The organism is Myxococcus eversor, assembly GCF_010894455.1.
GTDB lineage: Bacteria > Myxococcota > Myxococcia > Myxococcales > Myxococcaceae > Myxococcus > Myxococcus eversor.
Window position 1 is genome coordinate 382016 of the sequence record NZ_JAAIXY010000002.1, and the last position, 15664, is coordinate 397679.

10 protein-coding genes are annotated in these 15664 nt (G+C 67.9%); 5 read left to right on the plus strand and 5 right to left on the minus strand.

What is annotated here, in order from left to right:
- The first annotated feature begins 77 nt into the window (after positions 1-77).
- The 3 genes from G4D83_RS05020 to G4D83_RS05030 all read left to right on the plus strand — a co-directional run bounded on the left by G4D83_RS05020 (position 78) and on the right by G4D83_RS05030 (position 2704).
- Positions 78-662 (plus strand): hypothetical protein, encoded by a 585-nt coding sequence (locus tag G4D83_RS05020; RefSeq protein WP_163863349.1) that lies wholly within the window; start codon positions 78-80, stop codon positions 660-662.
- A gap of 93 nt (positions 663-755) precedes the next feature.
- Positions 756-2099 carry a short-chain fatty acid transporter gene (locus G4D83_RS05025; protein WP_163863351.1) on the plus strand — a complete coding sequence of 448 codons (1344 nt, stop codon included), beginning with the start codon at positions 756-758 and terminating at the stop codon, positions 2097-2099.
- A gap of 95 nt (positions 2100-2194) precedes the next feature.
- Positions 2195-2704 (plus strand): hypothetical protein, encoded by a 510-nt coding sequence (locus G4D83_RS05030; RefSeq protein WP_163863353.1) that lies wholly within the window; start codon positions 2195-2197, stop codon positions 2702-2704.
- Positions 2705-2809: 105 nt separating this feature from the next.
- On the opposite strand, the gene G4D83_RS05035 is transcribed toward G4D83_RS05030, so the two are convergent.
- The 4 genes from G4D83_RS05035 to G4D83_RS05050 form a co-directional block, all read right to left on the minus strand.
- Entirely contained in the window at positions 2810-4765 is a 1956-nt protein-coding gene (locus tag G4D83_RS05035; protein WP_163863355.1) for a DUF4397 domain-containing protein, read from the minus strand.
- Positions 4766-4818: 53 nt separating this feature from the next.
- Positions 4819-7581 carry a c-type cytochrome gene (locus G4D83_RS05040; RefSeq protein ID WP_240356158.1) on the minus strand — a complete coding sequence of 921 codons (2763 nt, stop codon included), beginning with the start codon at positions 7579-7581 and terminating at the stop codon, positions 4819-4821.
- Between the two features lie 211 nt (positions 7582-7792).
- A complete protein-coding gene (locus tag G4D83_RS05045; RefSeq protein WP_205522573.1) occupies positions 7793-8833 on the minus strand; it encodes a Vgb family protein in 1041 nt (346 codons plus the stop codon).
- 134 nt (positions 8834-8967) lie between these two features.
- Complete coding sequence (locus tag G4D83_RS05050; RefSeq protein ID WP_163863359.1) at positions 8968-10095, minus strand: type 2 periplasmic-binding domain-containing protein; 1128 nt, start codon at positions 10093-10095, stop codon at positions 8968-8970.
- An 833-nt stretch (positions 10096-10928) separates the two neighbouring features.
- Between G4D83_RS05050 and G4D83_RS05055 the strand changes: the two genes are divergently transcribed.
- On the plus strand, positions 10929-12011 hold the full coding sequence (locus G4D83_RS05055; RefSeq protein WP_176438033.1) for a hypothetical protein: 1083 nt from the start codon (positions 10929-10931) through the stop codon (positions 12009-12011).
- Between the two features lie 290 nt (positions 12012-12301).
- Complete coding sequence (locus G4D83_RS05060) at positions 12302-14830, plus strand: sodium-translocating pyrophosphatase (RefSeq protein WP_163863361.1); 2529 nt, start codon at positions 12302-12304, stop codon at positions 14828-14830.
- 71 nt (positions 14831-14901) lie between these two features.
- Here the strand turns inward: G4D83_RS05060 and G4D83_RS05065 are convergent, their stop codons facing one another.
- Positions 14902-15378 carry a hypothetical protein gene (locus G4D83_RS05065; RefSeq protein ID WP_163863363.1) on the minus strand — a complete coding sequence of 159 codons (477 nt, stop codon included), beginning with the start codon at positions 15376-15378 and terminating at the stop codon, positions 14902-14904.
- Positions 15379-15664: the final 286 nt, after the last annotated feature.

The window sequence follows — 15664 nt, forward strand, 5'->3', positions numbered from 1 at the left end:
CCCTCCTGCTGGGAGGCGGATGTAGCTCGAGCCACTCCCACAAGAAGGCGGAGACCGCGAAGGTGGAGGACTCCTGGATGGCGAGGGTGCCCGCCGACCAGATGGACGACGTGCGCCAGGCACAGCTCGTCGTGAACACGGCGCAGGAGAAGGAGAACCGGGCGAAGGTGTCGGTGGAGGACGGCAAGCGAGAGCTGAAGGTGGCGAAGGAGCAACAGAAGGCCACGGAGGCTCGCCAGAAGGCCGCGGAGGCCGCGCTGTCGGCGGCCAAGGAGGGCGGCCAGGCCGACGACATCAACCTGGCTCAGGACGGTCTGGCCCAGTCCAACATGGAGATCGCCGCGGCGAAGGCGCGGACGACCCTGAGCGAGAAGACCCTCACCACGCGCGAGTCGATAGAGAAGGCGCGAGCGAGCGAGGTCAAGGTCGCGGAGGCGGAGCTGGCGCAGACTCGCTTCCTCACCCTCCAGCGCACGGGAGACGTCCGAGCCCAGCAGGTGGACGGCGACGAGCTCGCGCGGAATCTCGAGAAGGCTCGCGCCGAGGCCCGGAAGGCCGAGGACCAGGTCGACGCGAACCTCAGCGAACAGCAGCAGGCCCAGGCCACGTGGAAGGAGCTCGACGCGCAGACCCAGGCGTACGGCGGCAGCGGCGGACCGTAGCGCGGTGAGTCAGGCGCGGCGCGGACAACAGTGGTCGCCACGCGCGGGGATGCCGTAGAACGGGCGGGACACCATCCAGGAGCGCCCGCCCGCGTGGAGACCCTCGTCCGCATCGCCGAAGCCCTCGGCCGCTTCTCCGCGCGCTTCGTGCCCAGCGCGTTCTCCATCGCCGTCCTGCTGAGCCTGCTCACCATGGGGCTCGCCATGGGCTGGGCGGACGCGCCGGCACCCAAGGTGCTGGACGCGTGGGGCGGCGGCTTCTGGGAGTTGCTCACCTTCTCCATGCAGATGGCGCTGGTGATGTTCACCGGCTACCTGCTGGCGCTCACCACACCCGTGCGCGCGCTGTTGGAGAAGGCGTCCGGCCTGGCGCGCACGCCGCGCGGCGCGGTGGCGCTGATGGCCTTCGTCTCCATGGCGCTGGCGTACATCAACTGGGGCCTGTCCCTGGTCGCCAGCGCCATGCTGGTGCGCTACGTCGCGCGGAAGAGGCCGGACGTGGACTACCGGCTGCTCGTCGCCTGCGCGTACTTCGGCCTGGGCGCGACGTGGCACGCGGGCCTGTCCGCCTCCGCGCCGCTGCTCGTCGCCACGCCGGGCCACTTCCTGGAGAAGAGCATCGGCCTCATCCCCATCGACCGGACGCTCTTCTCCTCCTTCAACCTGGCGCTCACCGTGTCCGTCGTCGCGGGCCTCACGCTGCTCGCGTGGGCGCTGCATCCCAAGCCGGAGAACGTGGTGCGCGTGGACCCCGCCGTGCTGGAGAAGCTGGCGGACTTCGTCCCGCCCGAGCGCCCCACGGAGAAGAGCCTGGCCATCTGGTTGGACCACGCGCGGCTGCTCAACGTCATCTTCGGCGTGCTGGGCCTGCTGTGGCTGGGGCGCTACCTGTGGCTCAACGGCGGCTGGCGCGCGCTCAACCTCAACGTGGTGAACTTCACCTTCCTGGTGCTCGCGGTGCTGCTGCACGGCACGCCCGCGCGGCTCATCAAGGCGGCGGAGGAGGCCGGGAGCGTGCTGCACGGCATCGTCCTCCAGTTCCCGCTGTACGCGGGCATCTACGGCATCTTCAAGACGACGGGCCTGACGGACCGCATCGGCGAGCTGTTCGTGTCGCTGTCGACGAAGGAGACGTTCCCCGCCATCGTCTATCTCTACAGCGGCGTGGTGAACTACTTCGTCCCCTCGGGCGGCTCCAAGTGGGCCATCGAGGCGCCCTACCTCCTCGACGCGGCCAGTCGACTGGGCGTCGCGCCAGAGAAAGTCGTGCTCGCCTATGCCTGGGGCGACATGGCCACCGACCTCATCCAGCCCTTCTGGGCGCTGCCGCTCTTGGCCGTCGCGCGGCTCGAGTTCAAGGACATCCTCGGCTTCCTCCTGGTGGCCTTCCTGGTGTACCTGCCGCTGGTGACGCTGGCCTTCTTCCTGCTCGGGTGAGGGGCTGGGCGAGGACCTCGCTTTTCGTGCTAGACAGGGCCCAGGCTGGCCGGGGAAGGCCGGCTCGAACTCACCGAACGAGGGGACCCCGAAACATGAAGAAGCTTCTGACGCGGAGCATGGTGTGCGCGGTGCTGGGGATGTCGTCGATGGCCTTGGCGCAGGACGCGGCGCCTGAGGCTCCGGCCAAGGAGCCCGCGAAGGCGCCGAGCGCCGACGCGGTGCGCGACACCTGGAACTATTTCTACAACGGCCAGAAGCAAGGTCCCGTGCTGGTGGAGGCCAAGCTCTGTACGGAGGTGGCCAAGGACGGCCCCAACAAGTACGAGTGCACCGCCGAGGTGGGCGCCGAGGGCGTCAAGGCGAACACCACGGTGATGCTGTGGCAGGCCTACCTGGTGCCCCAGGGCGACTCCTACGAGGACGTCATGGTGCAGACCAAGCAGGGCAACGTGGTCCGCGAGACGAAGGACGTGAAGCTCAAGGGCGACGGCTGGCGCGCGCGGCAGTGGACGGGCGTGCGGCTGAACAAGCCGGGCACCTGGAGCATCACGGTGATGCGCGGTGACCAGGTCCTCAAGGAGCTGCAGGTCAAGGTGAACTAGTCTCCGGAGGGCCCGTTCACCGGGCCTCCAGCAACACGCGACGCCCGCCGGTGGCCACAGTGGCCCCGAGCGGGCGTCGGTGTTTTCAGCGTCCAGCGCCCTGGCTCATGGAGTCGGCAGCGGGCTGAAGAACGGGTCGTTCGGCGTGGACACGCTCCAGGTATTCACCCGGGTGTTGACGGCGCGGTACGTGAGGGTGCTCTCCCACTCGCCGATGAGGATGAGGAAGGTCGGCGTGGCGAGCACGCGGCCCCGGATGTCGCGCTCGATGGGCGTCGCCGACGCCGTCTTCACGCCGAGCCAGGTGTAGGCCGGAGTCGACGTGGACACGGGAGGAGTGAACGACACCCCCGTGACGGGCTGTGTGGCCGTGGCGAAGGTCGCTCCCGTGAGCAGCGGAGTGAAGGCATCCCGGCTGGAGCCGTCGGCCTGGAACGAATAGGAGCCGAAGTCGAGCGGCGTGGGTGAGCTGGCCGAGCAGTGGATGAAGCGCACGAAGGGAGACTGCGCGCCCGCCACCGAGAACTCGTCCTTCACGACGGTGAGCGTGGGCGAGGCCTCCACACGGCCACACAGCGCGCCCAGATAGCGACGACCCGCCTCCAGGGGACCCGTGGTCGCGCCCTCCAACACGCCTTGCCCGGGCTGGCCATTCACCGTGAAGCGCAGCGAGAAGCCCGTGGTCGACACCGGAAGGTCCGCGATTTTTGGCGCGGCGGCGTAGTTCATGGCGGTCGCGATGTTCGACGAGCCGCGGATGGCCTGGAGCTGCGGCGTCGTCCCTCCAACGGTGGCTGGCAGCAGGCCGTTGAACAGGTACAGGAGCGGGTCGCGTAGGAAGCGCGCGAACCTGTTCTCCTTCGCGGTGATGACGAGCAGCGCGGGAGCGCCCTCGTCAGCCAGGGTGCGGCGGTCCTCGCCGGTGTTGATGAAGTAGTACGCCTTGCCTTCCTCCAGCGTCCCCTCCGGCAGGGAGTAGAAAAGCCAGCCGCTCTGGGCGGGCGCGAAGGTGGGCGTGAGTCCAATGACCGCCACACGCTTCGTGTCGGCGGGGACCAGGACGCCTTGCTCGACGGCGTCCGCAGAGTACGCATCCACGCTGTTGTTCTCGTAGGGGCTGCCCGCCTCGTTCGCGAGGCGGCGCTTGGCCGTGGCCGAGAGGACCCGGTCCGCGGACGCGAAGCGCACGTGCACCTCCCCCGTCGGCGCGGCGACAGCCAGCTTGTCGTCATTCAGCACCAGGAGCCTGGGCTTGTCCGGGCGCTCCTGTCCGACCTGGAGCAGCGAGCCGACACCGACGACCGTCACATGGTCGCCGTCCGCCAGGGTGACGTCCGCCAGGGCCGCGAGGTCCAGCGCCTCCGCCGTGCCTTCCGCATCCCGAGCCACCACGCGCACGCGCTGGGTGGGCCCCGCCAGGATGACCTCCCGGAACTCCGACACGGACGCGGCGCCCGCCTTCATCGTCGGGAAGGGCTCTGCGTCGCCCACGCGCAGGGTGACGTGGAACGGGTCCCACGGCCGGTCCACCGCATCCGTGGGGTTGTTCTTGGACCCCACGAACGCATTGATGAAGCGCACGTGTGCTCGATAGCTGGGAGTAGGGTCGACACAGCCTCCGTCCGGCGAGGAAGCGCCGCCGTCGCACGTGTTCGTCGGAGGTTCGACACAGCCTCCATCCGGCGAGGAAGGGCCGCCGTCGCATGTATTCGTCGGAGGAGTGCCACAGCCTCCGTCCGGCAGCACAGGGCCGCCATCACATGTATTCGTCGGGGGGGGAGTGCCACAGCCCCCATCCGGCAGGACAGGACCGCCGTCGCACGTATTCGTCGGGGGAGTGCCACAACCTCCGTCCGGCAGGACAGGCCCGCCGTCGCACGTGTTCGTCGGAGGGAGAGTGCCACAACCTCCATCCGCCAGGACGCGACCGCCGTCGCAGCGGCCCGCGTCGATGCTCCCCGAATCCGGAGGCCCCGCGTCATCGTCTCCACAACCGGTGGCACCCACCGCGAGGGCGAGTCCCATCATCAACAGCCACGAACCCAGGACGTTTCTCTTCACGTTGACGCTCCGGAGGAATCGACTCGCTGAAGGACTCACAGGGACGGCCTGACTCATGGCGCCACCTGTCGCTCACACTCGGTCCGCAGGGGGTAGATGCCGCTCGGCCCCTCGGACAGCTCATCGCGCAGGTAGAAGTACGCCATCACCCCCACGTTGAACTGCGCGTGCTGAAGCCACTCACCCATCGCGGGCTCCTGGCCCGCCCGGACCGCGTCCGTCAGCGGGTTGTCGAGCGAGCAGACCTCTTCCCACATGCGCACGCCGCCAATGGCGTTGCGGTTGCCGCTCGGAGGCTCGGCGGACGCCGTTCCGAAGTTGCCCGTGCGGATGAGGTCACAGGCTCCGCGCCCGGCGCCCAGCATGTTCGCGCCCCACTTGCTCCAGTCCGACGTGCGCGGGGAGAAGTCGATGTCCACCTCTCCGTATTTGATCCACGCGCTCATGAACTCCGGAGTGAACTGGACGGTCGTCCCACCGGAGGCCATGTACGCCAGGTAGCGCGCGCCACCATGCGGGTTGATGCTGTCGAACCGCGTCAGGTGGGAGACGCCATTCGTGACGCCGAACAGGCCCGTGACGAGGTTGGCCACCCGACCGCCATTGAGCGCCACCAGCACCTTCGCCGCGCCCGTCTGGCCATCTCCCACGCGGCCGTGACAGTTGGAGCAGATGCCCTGGAAGGCCGTCGCGCCCGGCGTCGTGTAGTAGAGCTCGCCCCAGGGTGCCCGGGGATTGCCCAGCGCATTCACCATCCACTTGTCGCGCGAGTCATTCCAGGGGTCATGTCCCGCCGGAGGACTGTCGCGCTGCGGGAAGCGGCAGGTGCGCTTGGGCAACCACCAATTGGTGGGGAAGAGCTTCTTGGCGAGCTGCTCGTGGCGCTCGGTGATGGCGTACCGGGTGAGGTACTCGAACTCCCCCTGACCGATGGCGTCCCTCCAGGTGGGATTGCGCGGCTCGTAGGGGACCTTGTCGGTGAAGTCCTCGGCGATCCACTGCACGTCCGCGGGGTCCGTACACGCACCCGACACGACGGTGTCCGCCTCGCGCAGGCGCGCCTGGCGGGCCTCGGCCTGCTGAGCGGGGGCCAGGAGCTTGTCGGCGGGCCAGTCCAGCGCCGCGATGTAGCGCGCCACCAGCCGCGAGGCCCGGCAGTCCTTGCCCGGCACGTTGGTGGGCATGTGGATGACGCGTGCATCCGTGTCCCGCGCCACGCGCTGATAGAGCGTGCTGGAGGGCGAGCGCAGCAGCAGGTCCTGCGAGAAGTCCTTCACCTCGCAGTCCACATACACACGCTGGCCGTTGCTCTCCTTCACGCCGCACGGCTTCCAGCCGAAGAGGACACCGCTCGCGGAGAAGTCCAGCGAGGCGATGGCGGGGTTGCTCTTCACCGCGAAGCCGTTGGGGTTGTGGCACTGGCCGCAGTTGCCGACGAAGTAGCCCTGCAGCTCCAGCGTGGCCTTGTGGGCCTCCGGCGAGGTCGCCTCCGCCTGCGCCGCCTCGGCGATGCGCTCCAGCCGGGGCAGGTAGGTCTGCATCTCGCCCAGCCGGCGGAAGGTGGGCACGCCGGTGACAACGCCGTAACTCACCAGCCGGTCCATCTGGTTCAACTCGTCCTCGTCAATCACCGCCTTCGCATCCACCCCGGCCTCGCCGGGGACGCGGCGGTTGAGCTGAAGGGGGGTGAAGCCCAGGATGAAGTTCTGGGCCTCGGAGCCGGTGTGGCACTGGATGCACCGGTGGGCGCCCGGAATCGCGTAGTTGCGCGTGGTGCCGCCAATCTCATACGCCTTGTAGACGAGCACGCGGTCGGAGAAGGGCTCGTTGTCGCGGTAGCGCAGGTCATGCAGCTCCGCCACCGTCTCGTCCTCATTCCAGATGTACGTGCCGAAGAGGGATTGGTTCCAGGGCTCGCGGACGATGATGAGCCGCGTCTCCATCTTCCGGTAGCGCCGCTGCCCCTGGAAGTCCGTCACCGCCTTGAAGAACGTCTTGTAGAAGCGCGTGTTGGGCGGGATGTGGAACTTCTGAGTCTCCGAATCGTACCGGATGGACTGTCCTTGCGGCACATGGACCAGTCGCAGCTTCTTGGCGTTGTCGGAGAAGAGCGGATAGGTGGGCGCGAAGGCCACGGTGCCGTGCTCCGCCAGCGTGTCCGAGTCGAACGTCATGATGTCGCTGTCGGTCTCCGACAGGAGGCGGGGCAGCCTGGTGAGTCCGGCGAAGAAGGCGTCCTTCGCCGGGTCGCTTCCCAGCGGATAGTCCTTGGCGACCTGGGGGATGCAGTTTCCAATGTCCGTCAGCGAATCACCCACCTTCCGCGCCACCGCGACACCGCCCTCCGAGCTGGCCTCGCAGACGACGGGAAACGTGCCTGTCGGTGAGCCCCGGGCAAGCCAGGCATTGAGCGCGCAGGACAGCTCCACCGCCTCCTTGAGCTGCTGGGGCGACGCCCTGGGCGGCATCTCTCCTTGAGAGGCCTTCAACGCCATCCGCGCGCCGTCGCGCTTGAGCCCCTCCAGGTCCGCCGTGTACTGGAAGCCCCCCTGGATGTTGGGAGACAGGTGGCAGGAGGCGCACTGCGCCCCCACGCGCGCCAGCAGGTTGTCGAAGTTCTCCGTCACCGGCTCCCGGGTGGCGGCCAGTCGCAGGGGAATCTTCTCGCTGGAGCGAGCCTGGGTGCAGACGGGCCGGAAGGGAATCTGCTCCACCACGACTTCACTCCCCTCGGGCGCTGGCTCCGACGTACATGCCAGCAATGCCAGGAAGAACGACAGACACACCACCAGCACGCGGCCTGGGGCTTGCCCCATCCGAGTCATCCCCATGTCGATGTTCCTCCCGCATCCATTGGATGCGCCGTGGTCGCCCCCAGGCCCCCGAGTCATGTCAGACACGGAGGACCTGCCAGGATGGGCGCACCCTAGTCGCGGGCTCTGTCAGGGAATGACAAGTCCTTGCAACAAAATCAGACACCGCCCCGCACATCGGAAGCATGTCTCGGAATCGTCACGCCCCGGAACGTCAGGGAACAGCGATGGCGCGCAGCTTCCCGAGCTTGTGGCTGCCTCGCTCGGTGAACCAGACATGCGCGTCCAGGCACCAGTTGCCCGGAGGCGCGATGACGATGCCAGACGGGCGGCTGCCGGCCGTGGGCAGGGCGAACTCGGTGATGGCGCCCGAGTGGGTGATGCGGCCAATGCGGTTACCGGCGAGCTGGGTGAACCAGAGCTGGCCATCCGGACCCAGGGCGATGGCGTTCGGCTGGCTTCCGGCGGTGGGCAGCGGGAACTCCGTCACCACGCCCGCCGGGGTGATGCGGCCAATCAGGTGGGCCGCCTGCTGGGTGAACCAGAGGTTGCCATCCAAGCCCGCGACGATGGAGGACGGCGAGGAGCGCTCGGTGGGCAGGGCGTACTCGGTGATGACGCCCTCGAAGGAGATGGAGCCGACCTTGTTGGCCGCCTGCTCGACGAACCACAGGTTCCCGTCGAAGCCCTGGGTGATGGCGCGCGGCTGGGCGGAAGCGGTGGGCAGGGGGAACTCGGTGACTTCACCCGAGGGGGTGATGCGGCCGATGCGGTTGCCGGTGACCTCCGTGAACCAGACGTTGCCGTCCAGGCCCGCGGCGATGCCCGCCGGGCTGGCGCCACGGTTGGGCAGGGGGAACTCCGTCACCACGCCTCCCGGGGTGATGCGGCCAATCTGGTTGGCGGCCAGCTCGGTGAACCAGAGGTTCCCATCGAAGCCGGAAGCAATCTGCTGCACGCCCGCGCCAGGGGTGGGCAGGGCGAACTCAGAGGTGACACCCGCGCGAGTGGAACGGCCAATCTTCCCGGAGCCCGCCTGCGTGTACCAGAGCGCCAGGTCGGGCCCCAGGGCGATGCTCAGCGGGCCCGCGCTGGCGGGCAGGGCAATCTCCTCGACGTCGCCCACGGCGCCACGGGAATCACGGCACACCCAGGGCGGCACGCGGAGGTCCGACGCCAGCGCGGGAGCACCGAGCCAGGAGGTGGAGAGCAGCAACAGCGAGGAGCGGAACAGGACGCGAAGCTGGGAGCGCATGGTGGGTGGGTCTTTCGTCTGACACAAGGAAGCGCGGAGGGTCTTCCCTCCACGAGAGACGGGCCGGAGAGGCAGACAGGTGCCCTCCGGCCCGAAGCATTCAGTGACAATGACTGTCGAAGCGTGACGTCACATCAGATGCCGGAGCAGAGCCCCGCGCCACGGCCCAGGCCGTCGCCGCCGCAGTCGAGCGCCGCGGCGTCGCTGCAGGAGATGAAGTTCTGCTGCTTCAGAATCTCCTCGAAGTCAGTCGTGTTGGAGACGTAGATCCACTCGTAGAGGGTGGCCTCGTCGAACGACTGGGCGCGGCTGACGTTCTCGTTCAGGAAGATGCGGCGGGAGAGCGGATACGCATCCGTGGAGCCCGCCTGGATGAGCTTGCGCACGTTGGCGACCGTGGGAGCCACGTAGATGCTGGTCGTCGGGGTGATGGGGGCCACGGCCTTCAGCTTGAGCTTGGCGTTGCCGGCCCGGGTGGCCGAGTCACCGGCGTAGGCGATGGCGTTGTTGTCGTTCTCCGCCAGCTTGCCGATGCAGGTGGTCGCGCTGTCCGAGGACGTGCACGGGCTGGGATTGGAGACGGAGCCGTCGACGATGACGGTGATGCCAGGGCAGAAGGTGCCGCCCTTGAGCAGCGACTTGAACGTGTCCGTGGTGCCGGACAGGTCATCGCGGCGGTACTTGACGATGGTGGCCGACGGCTGGCCGAACGCGCTCCAGTCGGTGGGGCACGCGCCGGTGATGGCGACGTTCGAGCTGTCGGTGGCGAAGAAGATGCGGCGCAGCTCCTCCGTGGTGAGACCGTTGTTCGACAGGGACGCGGAGCGGGTGGACTTCACGAACGCGCTCACCGCGTCCAGGGCGATGGTGTTGCTGCGCTCGCCAGGGCAGCAGGCGCCGACCGCCGTGCCGGAAGCACAGTTCGAACCCGACGCCGTCTTCGGCGCCGCGAAGTCACGCGACATGGGGGCCAGCGTCTGCGCCGCCGAGCTGCAGAAGCCGCTGGAGCCCACGCCGTTGCGCAGGCAGGCCTCGCCCACGCCAGAACCCTTGCCCTCGATGCTCAGGCCGGAACCCGACTGCAGGCTGGCCGCGACCAGGGCCTCCTTCAGCGTGTCCGAACCATAGAAGTTCGGAATGGCCAGCGACGCCTTCTGCTCCACCGCTTGGGCCTCCTGGGCCCCCGCGCCGGACTGACCTCCACAACCCACGACCGACATGGCAACCACCGTGGCGGACATCACCCACTTCATGCTGTTCATGGACGGCTCCTTGGCTGCTGTGCTGGTTTCAACGCGGCGCAAGGTGCCTGAATGGACAGACATCCGATGACTCAACTTCGTCAATTCCACGACAGGACCACGTCACGCCGCCACCGACACCCAATTCGTTGCATGTTCGTGTTTGTCATCGAATCGTGATGTCCCCATCCGCCCCACCCCACGGATGTGCACGCGCGAGGCCAGGAACCGGACCGCGCGGCGCCTGTCATCTCCAGGACAGATGAGGGCCAAGCGCCACGCCTGCTCGCCGCCCGGAGCGCTACAGGCCTGTCTGCCTTCCAGCCGTGCGCGTCGTTTTTCCTCCAGCGTCAGCTGGTGGACAGGGATTTTTTCAGGAGAGCGGACACCTTTCTCGTCCTCCAGGCCCGGGTCCCTCTCGCGCCCAGAGGGAAGAGGCTTCCTTGGACAGTGCTGGCAATCGCCTTGCAGAAGCATCCTCGCGGTTGAAGGGCAGGGGGTCGTCGGGCGGCGGTGGCGGGGGAGAGGTCGGGGCGGGCATGGTGGGGTGGCGTTGGGTGAGCGTGGTGTGTCTGGTGGGTCCTCTCCTCGTGGCGTGCGGGGAGCAGGCCCTGGCGGCTCCACGTGCTCCGGGCTTGAGGGTGGTGGGGGCGGCGGCGGCGGAAGGTCGTGGCGAGGGCGAGGGGGCAGTGGCGTGGTCTTTCCCGTTGGCGAGCGGGGACAGCGAGGCGCCACATGCGGTGATGGCCCCCGACGGGGACGTTCTCGTCGCGGCGACATACCGAGAGCCTTTGGACGTGGGGGGCGGCCCCCTGCCTTTCAACCGGAGTGCGGATGCAACGCAGCCACATCTCATGGTGGCGCGCTTCTCCCCGGACGGGGCCCTGCGCTGGGCGCATGGGCTGACTCCGGGAGGGGGCACGTCCCGCGCGCGCGTGGGCGGACTCATCATCGATACGCAGGGCAAGCTCTGGCTGGGCGGCGCCGCGTCGGGCTCCCAGTGGGGCGACATGCGCCTGCCGGACGGGCCCTTCATCGCGCGCCTGTCGGCCGACGGCGCCGTCGAACACGTGAAGGGCTTCGCTGGAGAGGGCACGCTCACCGTGCACGCCGTCGCCCGGGACGACTCGGGCGTGGTGGTGGTGGGCGACTTCTCCGGAGCCCGCGACTTCGGCGACGCCGTGCGCGAGCCGCCCGACGGCGACCGCGGCGCCTTCGTGGTGCGGCTGGGCCCGGACGCCCACACGCGCTGGAGCCGCGTCTGGTCCGCCGGCCCCCAGGGCCTGGTGACGGCGCGCGCGACGGCGGTGGACACCTTCGGCGGTATCTATATTGGAGGCGCGTACGCGGGCGCGGTGTGCTTCGGCGGGGGCTCGTTCCTCACCGTGCGCCAACGCACTCCCTTCGTCCTCAAACTGCATCCGGATGGCACGCATGCGTGGAGCCGGGACTTCCGAGGCGCCACCGGAGCTGTCTCCGCGCTGGCGGTGGGCCCGGACCGCGTCTTCGTGGCGGGCTCCTTCTCCACCCGCTTCTACTTTCAGAACAAACCTCATGACGCGGGCGCCCATCACGGCTTCGTGGCGGCCTTCAACGCGGACGGACAAGAGCGCTGGGCGCGCTCCTTCGCAGCCACCGCCACGGCGCTCGCCACGGATGACGCGGGGCAGCTCACGCTCACCGGCACCCATGACGGCGGTCTGGATTTGGGCCCCAAGCCCTCTCCCGCCGGCCTCTATGTCGCCCGCCTCCTGCCTGAAAAGGGAGACTCCCTTTGGGTGCGAGGCTTCTCCAGTCCCCTCCCCCCGACAGCCCGCTCGGTGTCAGTGGATGGATCTGGCAATACCCTGGTCGCTGTCGCGCTGCGGCGCGTCCAACCTGTGGGAACCCCTTACCCGCATCCCCAGGATGGCTTCCTTTTCCGTCTGAAGCCCTGACATACACACACCACCTGACGGGTTGCGGGGCTCCCAGCTCCCTTCACAGTTGGATCAATTCGCGGACAATCACACCCCGCAATTCGACTTTCAGCGCCTGTCCATGCTATTCGCGAGCCCGCCTTCAGGCGTGTGACGTTGCACCTTGAAGGGCGAGGCTGTGCTGAAGCGTCGGCGCGCGGCAACTTCGCTCGCAGGCGGCCAACCCCTCGACACCACTCCCTGTTCACTCCGGGGCGCGGCGTTGTGGGCCGCGCTTTGGACGAGCCTCTGTGAGGAGTTGCACCCCCATGACACGCACTGTTCCACGGATGGACGCCCTGCGTAGGGGCGTCACCGGTGTCGCCGTCAAAGCCCTCGGGCTGTTGATGGTGTTCGCCGCCAGCGCCGCCCACGCCAGTGAGGCGGACCTCGTTCTCCCCGACTTCGCCTCCAAGTCATTCTTTGGCGGCAGCATCAACGGACACCAACTGTTGCTCTCCGGCATCGCGGTCTGCGTTATCGGACTGGTGTTCGGTTTCATGCAGTACGCCACGCTCAAGAACCTGCCCGTGCACCGGGCGATGCTCGAGATTTCCGAGCTCATCTACGAGACGTGCAAGACGTACCTGATGACGCAGCTGAAGTTCATCGCCGTGCTGTGGGCGCTCATCGCCGTGGTGATGGTGGGTTACTTCGGGTTCCTGCGCCACATGGGCGCGGACCGCGTGGTCATCATCCTGGTGGCGAGCCTCGTCGGCATCGCCGGCTCGTGTGGCGTCGCCTGGTTCGGCATCCGCGTCAACACGTTCGCCAACAGCCGCACCGCCTTCGCCAGCTTGCGAGGCAAGCCCTACCCCACGTACGCCATTCCGCTGCAGGCGGGTATGTCCATCGGCATGGTGCTCATCAGCACCGAGCTGTTGCTGATGCTCGCCATCCTGCTCTTCATCCCGGCGGACTTCGCGGGCTCGTGCTTCATCGGCTTCGCGATTGGCGAGTCGCTCGGCGCCTCCGCGCTGCGCATCGCCGGCGGCATCTTCACGAAGATCGCCGACATCGGCTCCGACCTGATGAAGATTGTCTTCAAAATCAAGGAAGACGACGCGCGCAACCCGGGCGTCATCGCGGACTGCACCGGTGACAACGCTGGCGACAGCGTGGGCCCTTCCGCGGACGGCTTCGAGACCTACGGCGTGACGGGCGTGGCGCTCATCACCTTCATCCTGCTGGCCGTGGGCGAGGGCTTCCGCGTCGAGCTGCTGGTCTGGATTTTCGTGATGCGCATCGTGATGGTGCTCGCGTCGCTGGCCGCCTACGGCCTGAACAACGTGTTCCAGTCCGCCAAGTACAAGAACGCGGACCACATGAACTTCGAGCACCCGCTCACCGCGCTGGTGTGGGTGACGTCGCTCATCTCCGTGGCGCTGACCTTCCTGGTCAGCTACCTGCTCATCCCCACCCTGAACGGTGACCCGACGCTGTGGTGGAAGCTGTCGCTCATCATCAGCTGCGGCACGCTGGCGGGCGCCATCATCCCGGAGGCCATCAAGGTCTTCACCTCCACGGAGAGCCGTCACGTTCGCGAGGTCGTCACGGCCAGCCGCGAGGGTGGCGCGTCCCTGAACGTCATCTCCGGTCTGGTCGCGGGCAACTTCTCCGCGTACTGGATGGGCCTCATCATCGCCGGCCTGATGGGCCTGGCGTTCTGGTTCAGCGGCTCCGGCGTGCCCGGCGCGGACGTGGGCCAGTTGATGATCGCCGCCCCCGTGTTCGCCTTCGGCCTCGTCGCCTTCGGCTTCCTGGGCATGGGCCCGGTCACCATCGCCGTGGACTCCTACGGCCCGGTGACGGACAACGCGCAGAGCGTCTACGAGCTGTCCCTCATCGAGAACGTCCCCGACGTGAAGGCGGAGGTGAAGCGCGACTTCGGCTTCGACCTCGACTTCGAGAAGGGCAAGCAGTTCCTCGAGGAGAACGACGGCGCGGGCAACACCTTCAAGGCCACCGCCAAGCCGGTGCTCATCGGCACGGCCGTCGTCGGCGCCACCACGATGATTTTCTCCATCATCGTGCTGCTCGTCGGAATCACCAACGGCCAGCTCAACACCGAGAAGACGCAGTTCCTCTCGCTGCTGCACGCCCCGTTCCTCCTGGGCCTCATCACCGGCGGCGCCATCATCTACTGGTTCTCCGGCGCGTCCATGCAGGCGGTGTCCACCGGCGCCTACCGCGCGGTGGAGTTCATCAAGGCCAACATCAAGCTGGAGGGTGTGGAGAAGGCCAGCGTGGCCGATTCCAAGAAGGTGGTCGAAATCTGCACCCAGTACGCGCAGAAGGGGATGATCAACATCTTCCTCGCCATCTTCTTCAGCACGCTCGCGTTCGCCTGCCTGGAGCCGTACTTCTTCGTCGGCTACCTCATCTCCATCGCCATCTTCGGCCTCTACCAGGCCGTCTTCATGGCCAACGCCGGTGGCGCCTGGGACAACGCGAAGAAGCTGGTGGAAGTGGAGCTGAAGGCCAAGGGCACGGAGCTGCACGCGGCCTGCGTCGTCGGCGACACCGTCGGCGACCCGTTCAAGGACACGTCCTCCGTGGCGCTCAACCCGGTCATCAAGTTCACCACCCTCTTCGGCCTGCTGGCGGTGGAGCTGGCGGTGGAGCTGGAGGCCGCGGGCCAGGGCAACCTCACCCGCATCTTCTCCGTGGTGTTCTTCGTCCTGTCGACGGTGTTCGTCTACCGCAGCTTCTACGGGATGCGCATCCAGAGCGTCGGCGGCAGCAGCGGCGCGTCGTCCTCCGACGCGAAGCCCCAGGCCGCCGTGAAGACGGCCTGAGCCGACTCATGGCGTTCGTGAAGTGATTGAAGCGGCGGGGTGCCTTCACAAAGGCCCCGCCGCTTCGCTTTTCACGCGCCAATGCCTTCCGGGTCCGTCCTCGACTCCCCGCCCAGGTGCATGCCCGTCTGGCAGCGGTAGTCCGTCACCAGCGCCACCGCCAGCGACGACAGCCCCAGCAGCACGTGCACCGTGGCGGTGATGGGGCTCTTCCGGGCGTACCCCAGGACGAAGGGCGCCAGGGCCAACGCGGTGCCCTGGACGTAGTCGAAGATTTCGTGTGCCTCGATGGGGATGAGCCGGGCCAGACTCAACCGGGCGTCGGTGAACAGGGACACGCCAATGGCCGACGCCCCCAGCACCCTCCCCGCCCGACGCGCCCGCCTGTCCTTGGACAGCTGCCCGGCCACCAGCGCCGCCACGCCCCCTCGGTAGTCCAGCAGGGTGTGGACCTCGGCGGGCACCCACCGGCGCAGGGGAAGTCGCTCGAACAGCGGTCGGGAGAGGATGCCCGCCCGGGCGCTCTTGTCCGCGACGTGCCGCGCCATCCGGCGGGGGCCCGGCTCCCTTCGAGGGGAGGCGGACGACACCGGGGGAAGGGTGGGATTCGGGAGGCTCGGCACGACCATGGGACGCTCCTTTTCCAAGGGAAGCCAAGGGCTTCCATGACGGTAGGCACGCGGCTCCCAGAGCGCGCGGCGCCTGTCCATGCCCTGGAAGCAGGTATGCCTGCTGGCAAGCAGCCAAGGGGGCTTCCACTCGGACGGTCGCCCCGGGCAAACTATGTCCCGCCTTACGGCCTCTAGTTTCTCAAAGGCCGATAACCGCGGCGCG

Coding starts and splice junctions, on each gene's coding strand:
- G4D83_RS05020 (WP_163863349.1), top strand. CDS start 78: ATGGCGAGGGTGCCCGCCGACCAGATGGACGACGTGCGCCAGGCACAG.
- G4D83_RS05030 (WP_163863353.1), top strand. CDS start 2,195: ATGAAGAAGCTTCTGACGCGGAGCATGGTGTGCGCGGTGCTGGGGATG.
- G4D83_RS05040 (WP_240356158.1), bottom strand. CDS start 7,581: ATGGGGCAAGCCCCAGGCCGCGTGCTGGTGGTGTGTCTGTCGTTCTTC.
- G4D83_RS05045 (WP_205522573.1), bottom strand. CDS start 8,833: ATGCGCTCCCAGCTTCGCGTCCTGTTCCGCTCCTCGCTGTTGCTGCTC.
- G4D83_RS05050 (WP_163863359.1), bottom strand. CDS start 10,095: ATGAACAGCATGAAGTGGGTGATGTCCGCCACGGTGGTTGCCATGTCG.
- G4D83_RS05055 (WP_176438033.1), top strand. CDS start 10,929: ATGGTGGCGCGCTTCTCCCCGGACGGGGCCCTGCGCTGGGCGCATGGG.
- G4D83_RS05060 (WP_163863361.1), top strand. CDS start 12,302: ATGACACGCACTGTTCCACGGATGGACGCCCTGCGTAGGGGCGTCACC.
- G4D83_RS05065 (WP_163863363.1), bottom strand. CDS start 15,378: ATGGCGCGGCACGTCGCGGACAAGAGCGCCCGGGCGGGCATCCTCTCC.